This window comes from Streptomyces lavendulae subsp. lavendulae (genome assembly GCF_002803845.1).
Taxonomy (GTDB): Bacteria; Actinomycetota; Actinomycetes; order Streptomycetales; family Streptomycetaceae; genus Streptomyces; species Streptomyces lavendulae.
This window is the reverse complement of the sequence record NZ_CP024985.1, coordinates 5,852,298-5,869,413: the sequence shown is the minus strand read 5'-3', so window position 1 is coordinate 5,869,413 and position 17,116 is coordinate 5,852,298. Positions and strand designations below refer to the sequence as shown.

The following is a 17,116-nucleotide window of genomic DNA, read 5'->3' as shown; positions in this document are numbered from 1 at the left end:
TCGCCCCCCTCGCCGAAGGAGGGTGCGCCGGTCAGGCGCGGGCAGGACGACCGGGGGCCGTGGTGGGGGTGCTTCGCCACCCGGGCGGGCCCCGGCGGACCGCGGTGTGGGCGTGGACGGCTCCGCGCAGACGGCGCGGCCGTTCGTACGGGGGACAGTGCGCGGGCGGCGCCGGTACGAGGGCCACCCGGGTCCGGACCAGCGCGAGCGCGCGGGCGAGCGGCCGGGCGGCGTGCAGCGCGGCCGCGCCGAGGGCCCCGGCCAGCCGAAAGACGGCGGCCTCGCCCCGGGCCAGCCAGGCGGCGCAGAAGAGTCCGGCGAGCACGTGCGCGGCGATCATCCCGAGGCCGCCGTGACCGGCCATCGCGGCCAGGTGCGCCAGACCGGCCGTCCCGGCGGCGCCGTGGCCCGCCATCCCCGCCATGTCCGCCATCCCCGCCATGTCGGCCATGCCGGCCATCGCGCCGGCGGCCTGGCCGCCGGTCGCCGGGGCGGCCGTCGCAAGGCCGTCCGCAACGCCCCCGGCCAGGTCGGCCGCGGCGGTGGAGGCGTGCGTTCCCATGCCGGGCATGTGGTGGTGCCCCGGCATCGGCTCCGGCCCCGTCACGGCCATCGGCATCCGCATCCGCATCCGCGATGCCGCGTCGCCCGCGGAGAACGCGAGGTGCAGCGCCCCCTGGACGCCGAGCAGCGCGGCGCTGATCCCGACCGGCCCGCAGCGCCGCCCGGTGGCCGGCCAGGCGAGCAGGGCGGTCACCACGAAGGCACCCAGAAGCCATCCGGACGGGATGCCCCCCGCAGACATGGACGAATGCCCCAAAGCACCCAATGCGACGCACACCGCCGCGAACATCGCGGCCCGCGTGGCGCGCAGGGGGGCGCCGGATCGGGAGGGAGACATGTCCCGGTCATGCTCCCACGGGGCCCGGTGGGCCGCGCAACGGGGCCGTATCCGATCATGGTCGGGTGAAGCCACTGCCACTGCCACGGTCATGGTCATCGCCGCTGGGCGCGCTCTACACGGGCGGGGTACAGCTCGGTTCGCACGCCCTGGAACGCCTGGGCCCGCAGGAGCGCGAGCGGGTGCTGCGCGCCTGCTCGACGAACGTCGACAACCTCGACGCGGGCCGCTGGGAGACCCTGCTGACCAGCGCCTGCGTGGTCGAGGAGCCGATGCCGCTGCCCTACGCCCTGCTGCTGCTCGCGGTACTGGGCTACGCGGAGTACGCGTACGGCGCCTGGTGGACGGCCGCCGTGTTCCTCTTCGGCCACACCACCGCCACCCTCCTCGTCTACGGGGCCCTGCGGCGCACCGCCGACCACGAGACCCGCCGCGCCCTGGACGTGGGCGCGAGCTACGGGCTCAATGCCGTGCTCGGCGCACTGACCTCGGCCCTGCCGCACGGGACCGTGCGCAACGCGGCGCGGGCCGGCCTGCTGGCGCTCGCCGCGCGGCCGGTGCTGCGGCGGGAGCGGACCTTCACCGACGCGGGGCACCTGGTGGCCCTGGGCATCGGGATCGGGGTCTCGGTGGCCGCCGATTGTCTTTCCGGATCGCATCGTCGGAAAATCGCCCTAACGTGAGCCGTGTGCGGCGATGGCCGTGAGCCGCATCGGCTGACACGAGTCAGCCCTTCCCGATCCACCTCCCCGGCCATCGCCGCCCGACGCGGGCCGAGGACCGCACGACCCGTACCCCCGCACACCGCTGGAGCCGCCACGATGACCGCCACCCCCTCCACCACCGTCGCCAACCTCCGCGACCTCGGTGGCACCCCGCTCGCCGGCGGCCGCAGCGTCCGCCCGGGGCTGGTGCTGCGTTCGGGCGCCCTCGACCGGCTCGACCCCGTCGCCGACCCGGTGGTGGCCGCCCTCGGGCTGCGCACGGTCATCGACCTCCGCAGCGACGCCGAGCGCGCCGACCACCCCGACCGGATACCGGAAGGGGCCCGGCTGCTGGTGCGCGACGTGCTCGCCGACAAGATGAACGAGGGCCGGATGCCCGCCGCCACCCAGCTCAAGGACCTCCTCTCCGACCCGGCGGTCGCCGAGGAGCACCTGGGCGGCGGCAGGGCGCAGGCCCTGTTCGGCTCGGTGTACCGCTCGTTCGTCTCCACCTCCTCCGCGCACGCCGCGTACCGCACGCTGCTCACGGAGGCCGCCGACCCGCAGGCCGGTCCCCTGCTGTTCCACTGCACGGCCGGCAAGGACCGCACGGGCTGGGGCGCGACGGTGCTCCTCGCGCTCCTCGGCGCCGACGAGGACACCCTGATGGCCGAATACCTGTCGGTGAACCCGGCGGTGAAGCAGGCCTTCGCCCCGATGATCGAAGGATTCACGGCGGCGGGCGGGGACCCGGACATCGCCCTGGCCCTGATCGGGGTGTTCCCCTCCTACCTGGAGGCGGGGCTGGACGAGGTGCGCGTCCGGTACGGCTCGATGGAGAAGTACGTGCGCGAGGGCCTGGGCGTCCCGGACGAGACGGTCGAGGCGCTGCGCGCCGGGCTGATCGTCTGACGGGTCACCCCGCGGCCGCCCCGGTTCGTCCGAACGTGTGAGCTGGGGGCGGGTGACCATCCGACGATTCGCTCGTTCTGCTGAACGTGACTGCGCCGGATACCGCCACCCGCCCCCTGCCTCCCGACGTCGAGCAGGCCGAGGCCGCCATCGTCGAGCACTACCCACGGCTGGTGCGGCTCGCCTATCTGGTGCTGCCGCCCTCCCTCGGCCGCAACCGCCGGGTGCTCACCGCCCACGCCCTGACCCAGCGGGCCCTGCCGCGCGGGCGGCGCGGCGCCGGATCCGGCGAGGTGCGGGGCGGCGTCCCGGCCCCGCGGGGCGGGCCGGGCGGCGCCGAGTCGGGGTACGCGTACGTACGGCTGCGCGTGCTGCGCTCCGCCCTGGAGGCGGGGATCCCGCTGACGTTCCGGGCGCTCCCGCTGCGCGGGCAGCTGCCCTCGCCGCTCCCCCGCGTATGGGGGCTGCGCCTCTTCCCGCGCGCCGGCGGCGCCGAGGAGCTGGCCCTGGACCAGTGGCTGGCCACGCTCAACGGCCCGGGGCGTGCGGCCTGCGTGCTGCGGGCGCTGGAGGGGCTCGCGGAGGCGGAGGTGCTCCGGGTGCTCGCCGAGGCCGGGGTCGCCGATCCGGCGGCGGCCGTCGCGGAGTCCGGGGATCCGGCGCACGACGCCCTGTTCGCCTCCCCCGAGTTCGACCCCTGCGTGCTCCAGGCCCGGCCCACCGACCTGCTGCGCCGGCGGCGGTTCGCGCGGGCCTCGCTGGCCGGCGCGGCCGCCCTCGTGGTGTGCGGGGCGCTGCTCGCGCTGCCGGGCGGCGGCTGGGGCTCCGACGGGCCCGCCGCCCCGCCGTACGCGCTCAACGCGGCGGCGGAACAGGCCCTGGACCCGGGGCGGCTGGTGCGGGTCGCGCCCACGGTGTGGCGCACGTCCTCCCGTACGGACTACTCCGCCTGGCCCGCGCGCGGCAACCGCGCCGACGACACGGAGCTGCTGCGCCGGGCACTGGCGGTGTGGGCCCGGCCGGGCAAGGCGGTGGTGGTCTCGGCCACCCCGGGCACCCCGTCGGGGCCGCCGATGGGCCCGCCGCAGCTGCTGTTCGCGGGCGTCGTCGACCAGGCGGTGGTGGTCCTGCTGTACGACGGGCTGCGCGTGGTCCGCTACGCCGAGCCGCGCTCCGGGACGGCGGGCGCGGCCCTGGACTTCGCCCGGACCGACGGGGCGTCGGCGGACACGGCGACGGGTCTGGTGCTCAGCCGGGTCGACAACAACGTCCGCTACCTGACGGCCCCCTGGGTCACCGGGGCCGCCGTGCGCGACCTCCTGAAGCCCGCCGAGGCCCCGACGGCGCTGAAGCTCACCCCGGAGGGGGTCACCCCGCCGGTGCTCGGTCCCGCGCCGGGCGGGAGCTGTACGAGCTGGAACGCGCTGTCGCTGACCGGGGACGGGGCGACCCGGCTGGTGACGGACCTGGGCGAGCTGACCCCGGCCCGGCTGACCTCGGGCGCCCCGGGTGCGGCGCGCGACGTCACGGAGGCCGCGGAGCTGGGCGACTGGTCGCGGATCGCGTGCCTGCTGCCCTCGGTGCGCTCGCACGGGGTGCGCACCGTCAACTCCTGGACGTACGCGAAGCAGCCGCTGCCGGAGGGCGATGGGGCGGCCGCCTGGCTGTGCACCCGGGCGGAGACCTGGCAGGGCACGGCCGACCGGGTGCAGGCGCAGTTCCTGGCGCCGGGCGCGCCGCTCGCGGCCCAGGCGGCCAAGGCGGAGGGCTCGGCGGCGTGCGGGCCGCGGGAGCCGCGGGTGCTGGCCGGGGTGCTGTGGAAGTCGCGCGCGGGCCAGTGGTACGTCCTGGCGGCGGGCAGCGCGCAGTTCGCCTCGCTGTCGGTGTCCGGTGGCGGGGTGAGCGGGTCGGCGAACGGCAACCGGCTGGCCGTGAAGGCGCAGGAGGGCGCGCAGGTGGACCTGTCGGGGAAGCTGACGGACGGCACGAAGGCCGGGGTGCTTCGCTAGGTTCCAGGGCCGGGGGGCGGGGGTTCCAGGGCCGGGGGGCGGGGCTGTCCGTCGGCCGCGGGCCGGCTGTGGCTGGGCGCACGGTTCCCCGCGCCCCTGGGCGTCCGGCGCTCGTCGCCGGCGGTTGCTCTGATTCGCGGCTTCCGAGGGGTTTCCCTCTCACGTACCCATCAGTACATTGACGCCATGTCTAATAGGCCGCTCGCGCCCGCCCCCGTGACGACGGAACACACGGACCTCCACGCGCGGAACGTGTCCTTCTCCTGGGAGGACACCCCGCTGCACTGGCTGCCCGGCGACCCCTTCGCCGGGCACACCATCAACGTGCTGCACCTGCTGCTGCCCGCCGGTGAACGCTGGTTCGTGCACGTCTACAAGCAGGTGCTCCCGTACATCAGGGACGAGCGGCTGCGCGCGGACGTCATCGGTTTCATCGGGCAGGAGGCCATGCACGCCACCGCGCACGACGACGTGCTCCCGCACCTGAGGCGCCTCGGCCTGGACCCCACCCCGTACACCGCCCAGGTGGACTGGCTGTTCGAGAAGCTGCTCGGCGACCGGACCCTGCCGCCCGGCAGGGCCCGCCGGTGGTGGCTGATGGAGCGGGTCGCGATGATCGCCGCGATCGAGCACTACACGGCCTTCCTCGGCGACTGGGTCCTCAACGCCGAGGAACTCGACCGCCGGGGCGCGGACCCGATGATGCTGGACCTGCTGCGCTGGCACGGCGCGGAGGAGGTCGAGCACCGTTCGGTGGCCTTCGACCTCTTCATGCACGTGGACGGCAACTACCGCCGCCGGGCCCGGACCTGGGCCACCGCCTTCACCGCCCTGGTCTTCCTCTGGCAGCGCGGCGCCCGCTTCTTCATGGAGAACGACCCCTCGCTGCCCGCCGCGAAGGCATCCCTCGGCCAGTTCTTCCGGGCCGGACAGCAGGGGGTGCTGCCCTCCGCGGGAGCGATGGTGAAGTCGATCCCCACCTACCTCTCCCGCACCTACCACCCCTCGCAGGAGGGCTCCACGGCCCAGGCCGTGGCCTACCTGGCCGCCTCCCCCGGCGCGAACGGCGGGGTGCGGCCGTGAAGCGGACCCTCGCCGTGACGGCGCTGGCGGGTGCCGTCGTACTGACCCGGCGGGCGCTGCGCGCCCGGATAGGCCGCTCCCCGCTGTGGCCGCTCCCCGCCCTGGAGACCCCGGTGTCGGGCCACTCCCCGCGCCGGCTGCTGCGGGCCCGCGTCACCGACCGCGGCGAACCGGCCGACGGGGTGGTGCGGCTGGTGCTGGAGGCGGCCTCGGCGACGGACGGGCTGCCGCCGTGGACCCCGGGCGCCCACGTCGACCTCGTCCTGCCCTCGGGGCTCGTGCGCCAGTACTCGCTGTGCGGGGATCCGGCCGACGCCGGGCGGTACACCGTCGCGGTCCGGCTCGTCGAGGACGGCCGCGGGGGCTCGCGCGAGGCGCACGCCGCGCTGGTGGAGGGGACGGTGCTGGAACTGCGGCCCCCGCGCAACCGGTTCACGCTGCTGCCCGCCCCGTCCTACGCGTTCGTCGCGGGCGGCATCGGGATCACCCCGATCCTGCCCATGCTCCGCGCGGCCACCGCGGCGGGCGCCGACTGGACCCTGCTCTACGGAGGGCGTTCGCGCGCCTCGATGCCGTTCCTGCCCGAACTCGCCGCCTACGGGGACCGGGTCACGATCGCACCGCAGGACGAGACGGGCCTGCCCGACCTGGGCGCGCTCGCCCGGACCGCACCGGGCACCCTGGTCTACTGCTGCGGCCCCGAACCCCTGATGCGGGCCGTCACGGAGGCCGCCGCCGACCCCTCGGCGGTGCACCTGGAGCGGTTCGCCCCCGCGGCGGCCGGCCCGGCGCGGCCCTTCACCGTCGAACTGCGCCGCTCGGGCGCCACCGTCGAGGTCGCGGCCGGCGAATCCGCCCTGACGGCGGTGCGCCGGGTCCTGCCCGCCACCCCGTACTCCTGTGAGCAGGGCTTCTGCGGCACCTGCCAACACCGGGTCCTGGAGGGCGAGGTGGAGCACCGCGACGAACTGCTCACCGACGCGGAGCGCGCGGACTCGATGCTGCTGTGCGTCTCGCGGGCGGCGGGCGGGCGGCTGGCCCTGGACCTGTAGCGACGGGCACCGGGGGCTCCCCGCCCGCGGGGAGAAGTAGGGTGTCGGCATGACAACCGGGGTGCGACGCAGGATGGGTGTCGAGGAGCGGCGGCAGCAGCTGATCGGGGTCGCCCTGGAGCTGTTCAGCAACCGGTCCCCCGACGATGTGTCGATCGACGAGATCGCGGCGGCCGCCGGGATATCGCGGCCGCTCGTCTACCACTACTTCCCCGGCAAGCTGAGCCTGTACGAGGCCGCGCTGCGGCGGGCCGCCGACGAGCTGGCCGACCGGTTCCGCGAGCCCCACGAGGGCCCGCTGGGGGCGCGGCTGCTGCGGGTGATGGGCCGGTTCTTCGCGTTCGTCGACGACCACGGGCCCGGTTTCTCGGCGCTGATGCGCGGGGGTCCCGCGGTCGGCAGCAGCCGTACGAACGCGATGATCGACGAGGTGCGGCAGGCGGCGTACGAGCAGATCGTCAGCCACCTCGGTATCGCGGCGCCGCCCGCGCGGCTGGAGCTCGTGGTGCGCTCCTGGGTGTCGCTGGCCGAGTCGACGGCGCTGATCTGGCTGGACGGCCGCCGGATCCCGCGGGCCGAGCTGGAGCTGCAGCTGGTGCACGACTTCGCGGCGCTGGCCGCCGTGAGCGCCGCGTACGACGCGGAGATGGCGGGCATCCTCGTACGGATCCTGGCCGACGAGCCGTCCGACGGGCCCTTCGGGGAGCTGGTGGGGCGGCTGGCCGGGCTGGTGCCGGGGCCTCCCGCGGGAGGGTGAGGGCCGGGCCCCGGAGGCGATAATGCCCGCGTGATCATTGACGACGGGATCTTGTTCCGGCAGGCCGGGGAGAAGGACGCCGGCACGCTGGTGAAGCTGTACGACCAGGCCGCCCGGTGGATGCGCAAGCAGGGGATCGACCAGTGGAAGCCGGGTGACAAGGACACCGCGCACTTCCGTGCCGTGATGCGCGACGGCGAGGTGTGGCTCGCCGAGGACGCCGACGGCCGGGTCGTGGGTGCGTACGAGCTGTGGTGGTCCGACGAGGAGGCCTGGGGGGTCCAGCCGCCCGTGGCGGGCTACGTGCACCGGCTGATGGTGGAGCGGGAGGCCGCTCCCCCGGGGACCGGGCTGCGGATCCTCGATCACGCGGAGCGGCGGATCGCCCGGACCGGGCGGGAGCGGGCGCGCCTGGACTGCGTGTCCAGCAACCCGCGGCTGCTGGCGTACTACCGGGACGCGGGCTACCGGGTCGTCGGTGAGTTCCCCACGAAGCAGGGCAAGGACGGACGGGTGTACGGGGTGGTCCTGCTGGAGCTCCGGCTCGACGTCTGAGGCACAGCCGGTCCCGCGCGCGCAACCGTCCGGCGTGCGCCATGCTCCGTCCCCTCTCGGCCGCAGGGCCCGCAACCGGTGTCGGCGGGCTCCGGGGCCCCGGTAGAGATGGTGGCGACCAGTCGGTACCAGGAGGGGAACACCATGAGGAATTCCATGAGCAGGGCCGCCGGGGTCCTACTGGGCGTCACGCTGGCGGGGGTGCTGGGGGCCACGGGGGTGGCCACCGCGCAGGCACAGCCGTCCGCGCCCGCCCCGGCTCCTTCGGCCGCGGCTCCGGCGCGGGCCGTCGAGGCTCCCGCGTCGGTGATCGCGGACGTGCAGGCGGCGGCCGCCCGGCAGAAGTCGCTGGCCCCGGCCGCCCGGACGGTCTGTTACGCCGCCCACGTCGAGGGGATCGGCTGGCAGGGCGCCGTGTGCGACGGCGCGGTCGCCGGGACCACCGGGCAGAGCCGCCGGATGGAGGCGGCGGTGATCGCGACCAGTGGCACGGGCGGGGTCTGTGCCAACGCCCACCTGGCGGACATCGGCTGGCAGGGCTGGGCGTGCGCCGCCGACGGCAAGGCGGTGACGGTCGGCACCACGGGCCAGTCGCGGCGCATGGAGGCGCTGGGCCTCCAGGTCGGCAACGGCAGCGTGGCCGCGCAGGCGCACGTGGCGGACTACGGCTGGCTGAACGCGGCCGGCGGGAACCCGGTCTACGTGGGCACCACCGGCCAGTCGCGGCGCATGGAGGCCGTCCGCATCTGGGTCTGATCCCGAGGGGGGCGGGCGGGACGGTGCCGGACCGCGGCCGGCACCGTCCCGTCCCGCCCGGCGGTCAGGACCTCTTGAAGACGGCGACCGTCCGCGCCGGGGCGGTGAACGATCCCGTCCCCGCGTCGTAGCCGGACCGCTTCACCACCGGGTCCGAGCCCGCCGCCTGGATCGGGTGCAGCGCGTAGCGGGTGCCGGCGAGGGCCGGGACGCGCTGGGTCTGCGCGTCCGGGGTGGCGTTGAAGACCACGACGAGGTCGCCGAGGGTCATGGTGACCACGCCCGGGGTCTCCTCGGGGCCCGACAGCGGGAAGCCCAGCCGCTCCTGGACGGCGGCGGCCGTGGTCAGGGCGAAGGCGGGTTCCGTCGTGCGTACGCGCAGCAGGTCGCGGTAGGCGGCCGAGGCCCCGTCGATGTCGGCGCAGCCGGGGACGGCGCCGGTGAGCAGGGGTTTCGCGTAGGGCCACTTGGCGCGGTTGTCGGCGGCGGGCGGCAGGCCGCGGCCGAAGCCGTTGCCGGTGCGGCAGTCCCAGTGGATGGCGTTGAACCAGTCCCCGCTGTCGAAGGAGTTGCGGTCCAGGGACTTCGAGCGGAGCAGGTCGCTGCCGGCCTGGGAGAGGGCCGGGCCCTGGGAGAGGGCGGCCGTGGCCAGGGCGAGGACCTGGGCGCGGGCCCGGTCGGCGGTGGAGGTCCCCGCGGGGAGCTTGTAGGCCAGGGCGTCGTACAGGGATTCGTTGTCGTGGGCGTCCGCGTAGGCCATCGCGTCGCCGGGGGCGGCCGCGTAGCCGGCGGGGGCGCCGTTGTAGTCCACGTCGGAGCCCTTGACGCGGCGGCCGGTGGAGTCGGTGAAGACGTACGGGGCCAGGTTCCCGGAGAGCCCGACCTTGATCAGGTCCTGGTCGTGCAGGAGGCGGGCGCGCTGCTCGGCCGGGGTGCCGTTGGCCGGGGACCCGTTGGGGGCGGTGAACAGTCCGGAGGCGAAGCCCTGGACGCGCGGGTCCTCGTCGAAGGGGCCGCCGCCGCGCACGGCGTCGCGGGCGCGGTCGGAGAAGGTGGCGATGCCGGTGCCGGCCATGTTCTTCTGCGTGGCCTGGACGAAGCGGGCGTCGTCGGCGACCTCCCCGAAGTTCCAGCCCTCCCCGTAGAGGACGATCTTCTTGCCGTCGACCCCGTCCTTGGCGGGGGTGAGCTCGTCGAGGGCCTTGCGGACGGCGAGGATGTTCGCCTTCGGGTGGTGGCCCATCAGGTCGAAGCGGAAGCCGTCGACCTTGTACTCCTTGGCCCAGGTGACGACGGAGTCGACGACGAGGCGGCCCATCATGGCGTTCTCGGGGGCGGTGTTGGAGCAGCAGGTGGAGGTGGCGACGCTGCCGTCGGCGAGGAGGCGCTGGTAGTAGCCGGGCACGATGCGGTCGAGGACGGACGTGGTGGACTGCCCGGAGGCGACGGTGTGGTTGTAGACCACGTCCATCACGGTGCGCAGCCCCGCCCCGCCCAGGGCCTGGACCATCCTGCGGAACTCGACGGTGCGGGCGGTGCCGTTGGGGTCGCTGGCGTACGAGCCCTCGGGGACGGTGTAGTGCAGCGGGTCGTAGCCCCAGTTGAAGCCGTCCTTCGTGGCGGCGGCGGCCACGCAGGCCTGCTGGGACTCGGAGTCGGGGGCGTAGACCTTGAGGTCGCAGGCGGGTGCGGTGCGGTTCTTGGGGTCCTCGGGGACGCTGGCGAAGTCGAACGCCGGGAGCAGGTGGACGTACGAGGTGCCGGAGGCGGCCAGTTCGCGCAGGTGGCGCATGCCGGCGGAGTCGGTGTCGGTGAAGGCCAGGTACTGGCCGGGGTGCTTGCTGGTGGCGTCCGCGACGGAGAAGTCGCGGATGTGGAGTTCCTGGATCTGCGCGTTGCCGAAGGGCACCGGGGCGGGCTTGCGCAGGTCGCGCCAGCCGGGCGGGGCGAGCTTGGGGTCGGCCAGGTCGACGGCCAGGCTGTACGTGGAGTCGGTGGTCAGGGCGGTGGAGTAGGGGTCGGTGACCAGGTTGCGCACGATCTGTCGGGTGCTGGGCGCCCAGACGGTGACGGCGTAGCGGTAGGGCTTGCCGGTCCAGGAGCGTTCGCCGCGCACCGACCAGACGCCGGTGGTGTCGTCGCGGCGCATGGGGACGGTGCGGCCGTCGAGTTCGAGGGAGACCTGCCGGGCGGTGGGGGCCCAGACGGAGAGGGTGGGGCGGCCGTCCTTGAAGACGGGGCCGAGGGGGGCACCGGTGCTGTAGAGGTCGTCGAGCACGCCGGCGAGCTGGACGCCGGTGGCGGCGAGGACGGCTCCGTTCGCGGCGCGGGCGCTCGCGACGAGCTGGCCGCGCAGGGCGTCGCGGACCCGGCCGCGGTCGCGGGGGTCGACGGTGAAGGCGCTGTACGAGGCCAGGTGCGGGAACTTCTGCTTCTGGGCGGGGGTGAGGGCGGCCCGCTCCAGCCGCAGCCACGCGGCGCCGCCCTCGTGGAGGACGCCGCCGTCCGTGGTGATGCGGCCCTCCGGGGAGGCGAGGAGCTGGGTGGAGGCGGCGGCCGCGGGGGCGTTCCAGGCGAGGGTGTCACGGTCGATCCAGACGGCTTCGGCCTTGGTGAGGTCGAGGGCGGCGGCCGATCCGGCGGGCTGCGGGAGCAGGTAGGGGGCGCGGCCGCCGAGCATCCACACCTCGTGGCCGGTGGCCTTGAGGTCGAGGGACTGGTCGGTGGGGAGGTCCTTCTCGTCGCCCTTGTGGAGGATGTAGCTCAGGCTGGTGGCGCCGGGGGCGAGGGGGACCTCGTAGACCGCGCCGTAGGAGTCGGTGTGGGTCGGGAGCAGCGGCTTGGACCAGTCGGTGGGGGTGGCGGCGCCGGTCCACACGTGCAGGCCCCAGCCGTCGTACGCGCCGTCGGGGCGCTGGTAGTGCAGGACGGCCTTGGTCCGGTCCTGCGGCGGGTAGGCGGGGCGGTCGGTGCGGACGGCCTCCTTGCCCTGTTCGAGCCAGATCTCCCCGGTCCTGGTCAGGTCGACCGTCCGGTCGGCGGCGACGTCCTTGGTGCCGTCCTTGTCGATGACGAGGTAGCCGACGGAGGAGGCGCCGGGCTTGAGCCGGACGTACGCGAAGGCGCCGTAGGCGTCGCGGCCGGTGAAGGCGTGGCCTTCCGGCCAGGTCGTGGCCTCGCCGTCGGCGAGGTCGCCCCACGCGTACAGCCGCCAGTTCGTGTAGTCGCCGTCGGGGCGGTTGTAGTGGACGACGGCGTAGTCGCGCTGGGTGGCGGTGGGGACCGGGACGGGCGGGACCTGGCCGGAGACGGATCCGGCGAGGGCGCTCGCGGTGCGGCCGGAGGCGTCGACGACGACGGCCTTGTAGCGCAGGGCGGTACCCGCCGGGGCCATGACCTGCTGCGTGACCTTGTACGGGGCGTGGTCGGCGGAGCCGAGGACCTGCCAGGGGCCGGTGCCGGTCTGGGCGGCGAACACGACCCGGTTCAGGCCGCCGCCGGTGACGTCGGCGGACAGTTCGACGGTGCCGGCGGCGCCGGCGGCCGGGGCCTTGAGGGTCAGGGCGGGCTTGGTGGCGGGGGGTGCGAGGGGGGCGGTGCCCTGGAGGACCACCGAGCCGAGGGCGGGCACGGTGACGGTGAGCTTCCCGGCGGCCGAGGAGCGAATCACGGCGGTGGCGCCGCCGTACAGGGTGCGGTACTCGGCACCGGCCGGGGCGTCGAGCTCGACGGTCCGGGCCTGGGCGCCGTTGTTGGCGGCGACGAGGTACTCGGTGCGGGTGCGGGGGTCGGTGCGGGCGAAGGCGTAGACGGAACCATCGGCGAGACGTTCGCTCTGGATGCCGTCGCGCAGGGCCGGGTGGTCCTTCGTCAGCTTCGAGAGAGCACTGATCTGCCGGTAGAGCGGGTGTCCCGGATCGTAGGCGTCGCTCGCGTGCGTGCGCGCCGTTCCGAGCTGGTCGTCGTCCAGGTAGTCGGCGATCCGGGTGGCGAACAGCGGCTGGCGGGCGTCCTTGTCTCCGCCGGAGCCGGTGAAGCCCTGCTCGTCGCCGGAGTAGACCACCGGGTTGCCCCGGGAGAGGAACATCAGCTCGTTGGCGAGCCGGTAGCGGTCCAGCAGCTCCTGCTCCGGCGCGCCCGGCCGGTCCTGCTCCAGGAAGGTGCCGAAGCGGCCCATGTCGTGGTTGCCGAGGAAGGTGACCTGCTCGTAGGCGTTGGCCTTGTCCGTCGTGTACCGGTAGTCGGCGGCCAGTACGGAGCCCAGCCGGCCGGCGTCCGCGCCCTGGGAGGCGTAGGCGCGGATGGCGTCCTGGAGCGGGAAGTCGAGGGTGGCGTCGAGGCGCCCCCGGGTCACGTAGGGGGAGGTGACGGCGGGGTCGGCGGAGTAGACCTCGCCGAACATGAAGAAGTTCTTCCGGCCGTGCCGGGCCGCGTACGCGTCGAGGGCGGTGGCCCACTTCGTCCAGAAGGGGGTGTCGACGTGTTTGACGGTGTCGATGCGGAAGCCGTCGACGGCGAAGTCCTTCACCCACTTCTCGTAGATCTTCTCCATCCCCTCGACGACCTCGGGGCGTTCGGTCCACAGGTCGTCGAGGCCGGAGAAGTCGCCCTGCTCGGAGGACTCCCCGGCGAAGGTGGAGTCGCCCCGGTTGTGGTACATCGCCGGGTCGTTGAGCCAGCCGGGCACCTTGAGGTTCTTCTTCGCGTCGGGCACGAAGGGGGTGCGGGGGAAGGAGGCGGGACCGGTCTTGGGAAAGCCCTTTCCGTAGTCGTTGTCGTCGAAGGGCACCCCGTCCTTGGTCAGGTAGGGGAAGGCCCCCTTCGACAGGTAGTCGTGGGAGCCCTCCCGGTAGTCGACGACGTCGGCGGTGTGGTTGGTGATGACGTCGAAGAAGACCTTCATCCCCTTGCGGTGCGCCGTGTCGATGAGCCGCGTCAGATCGGCGTTGGTGCCGAAGTGCGGGTCGACCTGCGTGAAGTCGGTGATCCAGTAGCCGTGGTAGCCGGCCGACTCGTCCTTCCCGGTGCCCTGGACGGGCTGGTTCTTGAAGATCGGCGCCATCCAGATCGCGGTGGTGCCGAGCCCCTTGATGTAGTCGAGCCGGTCGGTCAGCCCCTTGAGGTCCCCGCCCTGGTAGAAGCCCTTGTCCGTGGGGTCCAGGCCGGTCTGCGAACGGCTGCCGGTCAGACCGCCCCGGTCGTTGCGCGGGTCGCCGTTCGCGAAGCGGTCCGGGAGCACGAAGTAGAACTGCTCGCGGGTGAGGTCGTGCCGGGCCGGCTCGGCGGCCAGTTTCGCGTCCGGGGGCGGGGCCGGCGCCCGGTCGGCGGCGACCGCCGTCGCGGGGAGGGCGGGCAGGAGCGTCACGGCCAGCGCGGCGGCGAGCGCTCCTGCGGCGGGGCGTATCAAGGCGGGTCTCCTCGGGTACGGGGCGGGGCGGGTCGGGTGGCGGGTCAGTTGCGCCAGGTGTCGGTCAGGGTGACCGTGCCGTTGGCCGGGACGGTGGCGGCGCGGTTGGCGCCGCTCTCCCAGGTGACGTTCCCGGCGGCGTCCTTGCGGACGTACTTGTAGGCGAAGGAGGTCCCGGCGGGGAGGGACGCGTCGAGCTTCCAGACCGGGTAGGCGGCGGAGGAGAGCTTGAGGGCGGCGCCGGTGTTCCAGCTGCCGAGCTCGGGGCGGTCGCCGGTGACGTAGACGTCCTGGCCGGGCACGGTGGTGGCGTTGACGGCGAACGAGGCGCCGGCGGCCGGGGCGGCCGCGCAGGTACGGGCGTCCACGTGCAGGGCGAGGGCGGTGCCCGCGCCGAGGGTGGCGGTGAACCGGCCGCCGGAGTCCACGCTCACCGGGCGGCCGCTCTGCACGTCGCAGTAGGAGCCGGCCGGGAGGGAGGTCTGGAAGGTGCGGGTGAGGGGGGAGGTCTCGTGGTTGATCGCCACGTAGGCCTTGGTGCCGCGCCCGAAGGCGATCCGGTCGCCCCCGTCGTCCCACCAGTCGGTGACGGCCTGCCCGCGGGCGGCGTTCCTGAAGCCGACCATGGAGGAGATCTCCCGCCAGGCGTGCTGGCACTTCCAGCCGTCGGCATAACAGGAGTTCACGGTGCCGCCGTTGGGGGGCCCGGCGTCCCTGTCGGTCCACTCGTACCCGGAGTGCACGTCGGGCGAGCCGTAGGGCCAGGCCAGCATGAAGACGTTGGCCAGGGTGTAGGCGGACCCGTCCTTGTAGTTGAGGGTGTCGCCGCCGCGCTCGGTGTCGTGGTTGTCGACGAAGACCCCGGCCCGCCCGCCCGGCATGTAGCCCCAGGCCTCCCCGAAGTTCTTCAGGTAGGCGAGGTTCTCGCTCTGGAACACCCGCTTGAGGTCGCGGGCGTAGCGGAACTCCTGGACGTCCCCGTTGCCCAGGTACTCGGTGGGCTGGACGGCCTCCCCGGCCCCGTATATCGCCTCCTGCTTCCAGTAGGCGCCCGGATCGGTCAGCCGGGACTTGATGGCGGCGAGGTCGGCGGCGGGCATGTGCTTGGCCGCGTCGATCCGGAAGCCGTCCACGCCCAGGGAGAGCAGGTCGTTGAGGTACCCGGCGATCCGTCCGCGCACGTACTCCTCGCCGGTGTCGAGGTCCGCGAGCTGGACCAGCTCGCAGTTCTGGACGTTGGCGCGGTCCCGGTAGTCGGAGATCGCCGCCCGGCAGTCGTCCATGTCGGCGCCGGAGTAGAGGCCGGGGTAGTCGTACTTCGTATACGGGGAACCGCCCGTGCCCACGCCGTCGTTGGCGGCCATGTGGTTGATGACGGAGTCCGCGACCACCTTCACGCCGGCGGCGTGGCAGGCGCCGACCATCCGCTGGAAGGCGGCCCGGTCCCCGAGCCGTCCGGCGATCCGGTAGCTGACGGGCTGGTACGAGGTCCACCACTGGGGCCCCTGGATGTGCTCCTGCGGCGGCGACACCTGGACGTACCCGTACCCGGCGGGCCCGAGGGTACTGGTACAGGCGGCGGCGACGGAGTCGAACCGCCACTCGAACAGCACGGCGGTCACATCCTTCCCGCCGGGCGGCACCGCCTGCGCCTGCGGCGCCTGAACGGCGAGCGTGGCGCCGACAAGGGCGACGACGGCGGCAAGACTTCTGCCGACCGTGGGAACTCTGCGGCCTCTGCGGCCTCTTGCGGTGCGGGACATGGGGGCCTCCTGGCGGAGAGGTGGGGGATTGCCGCTGACCGTAGGGGCCACCCAGTCGTGTTGCAAGAGCTTGCGCAAGAGATTGCAGATTTGTTTCCGGCTCGGGGTGAGGGCTGGGCGGGGTCGGGGGGGGGCGGGGTCGGGGGGCGGCGGCGCACCCTTGGCCCGGATCAGGGAAGGGCTGGGGGCGTCCCGCCAGTCCACTGTCCTTCCGTGTCGGGCCGGTCCCTCAAGGGCGCTCCTTCGTCGCGTCGCTTCGCGATGGCCTTCGGCCACCCTTGACCGACCGTCCCGCCCCGGAATGCCAAAGACTGTCGGGAAGCCCCCAGGGAAACGGCCGGGAGGAAACCGAGCGGATGGGGGCGCCTCAGGGATGCCCGGCCCCTCCCCGCCTGGGTGGACCCGAGATGCGGCCCCACTTCCATCAGATTCCGGGCCGGGGGCCGCCAGACCACCCCAAACGGCGACCAGATCGACCAACCGCTCCCTGCCCGCGCCCTGCGCATCGGATCGCTACGCGCTTCACTCGGCATAGCGTCTGCCGTCCGCCTGTGGCTGGACATAAGCCGCCCAGGGCGAGCAATTGGCCCGCTTGTCGGGCGGCTGACGGCCGCCTGGGGCCTTTCCTGTTCCCTGGAGGGCTCTTGTCGGACTCTGCGGACGACAAAGTCGTCCTCAGAGTCCGAGAGGCGCGACCAGAGCCCCTTCGGGGCCCATCCAGCACCCCAAAAAGGACAAACGACCCGCGCCCGCGTGAGGGACAGAGGCTCCCGGCCGTGGGCGGCTTATGTCCAGCCCCAGACGGCCGCCGGACGCTATGCCGAGTGAAGCGCGTAGCGATCTGACGCGCCTGGGGCCCGCTGGACGCTCTGGTCGTCCTGTCGGGTGGTCTGGGCCGGCCCTGGCCTCGGACCGATGCCCATTCGGGGCCGGAATCCGGGACCGGGCGGAGACGGGTCTCGCATCGCTGCGATGCCCGTCCCTCGCTCATGAACCCGTGGACCGTTCTTTTGGGGGTTTCCCGGCAGTCTTTGGCATTCCGTGGCGGGACGGGCTGTCAAGGGTGGCCGAAGGCCATCGCGAAGCGACGCGACGAAGGAGCGCCCTTGACAGCCCGGCCCGACGCGGAAGGACGATGAGACTGACGGGAAACCCCCAAACCCTCCCTGACACGGACCAGGTCAAGTCCCGCCGCCCCTCGACCCCGCCGCCCCTCA

At 74.0% G+C, this 17,116-nt stretch carries 11 protein-coding genes; 8 read left to right on the top strand and 3 right to left on the bottom strand.

Annotated features, from left to right (window positions below; translation table 11 throughout):
- Nucleotides 1-31: 31 nt before the first annotated feature.
- A complete protein-coding gene (locus tag SLAV_RS26105; RefSeq protein WP_037686331.1) occupies nucleotides 32-760 on the bottom strand; it encodes a hypothetical protein in 729 nt (242 codons plus the stop codon).
- Nucleotides 761-966: 206 nt separating this feature from the next.
- On the opposite strand from SLAV_RS26105, the gene SLAV_RS26100 reads away from it, so the two are divergent.
- The 8 genes from SLAV_RS26100 to SLAV_RS26065 all read left to right on the top strand — a co-directional run bounded on the left by SLAV_RS26100 (nucleotide 967) and on the right by SLAV_RS26065 (nucleotide 8,729).
- Nucleotides 967-1,584 carry a rhomboid-like protein gene (locus tag SLAV_RS26100; protein WP_234333410.1) on the top strand — a complete coding sequence of 206 codons (618 nt, stop codon included), beginning with the start codon at nucleotides 967-969 and terminating at the stop codon, nucleotides 1,582-1,584.
- Nucleotides 1,585-1,722: 138 nt separating this feature from the next.
- Nucleotides 1,723-2,517 carry a tyrosine-protein phosphatase gene (locus SLAV_RS26095; protein ID WP_030226386.1) on the top strand — a complete coding sequence of 265 codons (795 nt, stop codon included), beginning with the start codon at nucleotides 1,723-1,725 and terminating at the stop codon, nucleotides 2,515-2,517.
- A gap of 86 nt (nucleotides 2,518-2,603) precedes the next feature.
- The gene (locus SLAV_RS26090) at nucleotides 2,604-4,526 is read left to right on the top strand and encodes a hypothetical protein (protein WP_234333411.1); all 1,923 of its coding nucleotides are present in this window, start codon (nucleotides 2,604-2,606) and stop codon (nucleotides 4,524-4,526) included.
- Nucleotides 4,527-4,712: 186 nt separating this feature from the next.
- Entirely contained in the window at nucleotides 4,713-5,609 is an 897-nt protein-coding gene (locus tag SLAV_RS26085) for a metal-dependent hydrolase (protein ID WP_030226388.1), read from the top strand.
- Nucleotides 5,606-6,661 (top strand): PDR/VanB family oxidoreductase, encoded by a 1,056-nt coding sequence (locus tag SLAV_RS26080; RefSeq protein ID WP_030226389.1) that lies wholly within the window; start codon nucleotides 5,606-5,608, stop codon nucleotides 6,659-6,661. Before SLAV_RS26085 ends, SLAV_RS26080 begins: the two co-directional genes overlap by 4 nt.
- A 49-nt stretch (nucleotides 6,662-6,710) precedes the next feature.
- The gene (locus SLAV_RS26075; protein ID WP_030226390.1) at nucleotides 6,711-7,418 is read left to right on the top strand and encodes a TetR/AcrR family transcriptional regulator; all 708 of its coding nucleotides are present in this window, start codon (nucleotides 6,711-6,713) and stop codon (nucleotides 7,416-7,418) included.
- 30 nt (nucleotides 7,419-7,448) lie between these two features.
- Nucleotides 7,449-7,973 (top strand): GNAT family N-acetyltransferase, encoded by a 525-nt coding sequence (locus SLAV_RS26070; RefSeq protein ID WP_030226392.1) that lies wholly within the window; start codon nucleotides 7,449-7,451, stop codon nucleotides 7,971-7,973.
- A 144-nt stretch (nucleotides 7,974-8,117) separates the two neighbouring features.
- Nucleotides 8,118-8,729, top strand: coding sequence for a hypothetical protein (locus SLAV_RS26065; protein WP_158740473.1), 612 nt, complete (start codon nucleotides 8,118-8,120; stop codon nucleotides 8,727-8,729).
- A 64-nt stretch (nucleotides 8,730-8,793) separates the two neighbouring features.
- On the opposite strand, the gene pulA is transcribed toward SLAV_RS26065, so the two are convergent.
- Both pulA and SLAV_RS26055 read right to left on the bottom strand, forming a co-directional pair.
- Complete coding sequence (gene pulA, locus SLAV_RS26060; RefSeq protein WP_100660967.1) at nucleotides 8,794-14,136, bottom strand: pullulanase-type alpha-1,6-glucosidase; 5,343 nt, start codon at nucleotides 14,134-14,136, stop codon at nucleotides 8,794-8,796.
- A 44-nt stretch (nucleotides 14,137-14,180) separates the two neighbouring features.
- Complete coding sequence (locus SLAV_RS26055) at nucleotides 14,181-15,899, bottom strand: carbohydrate-binding module family 20 domain-containing protein (RefSeq protein WP_030226395.1); 1,719 nt, start codon at nucleotides 15,897-15,899, stop codon at nucleotides 14,181-14,183.
- Nucleotides 15,900-17,116: the final 1,217 nt, after the last annotated feature.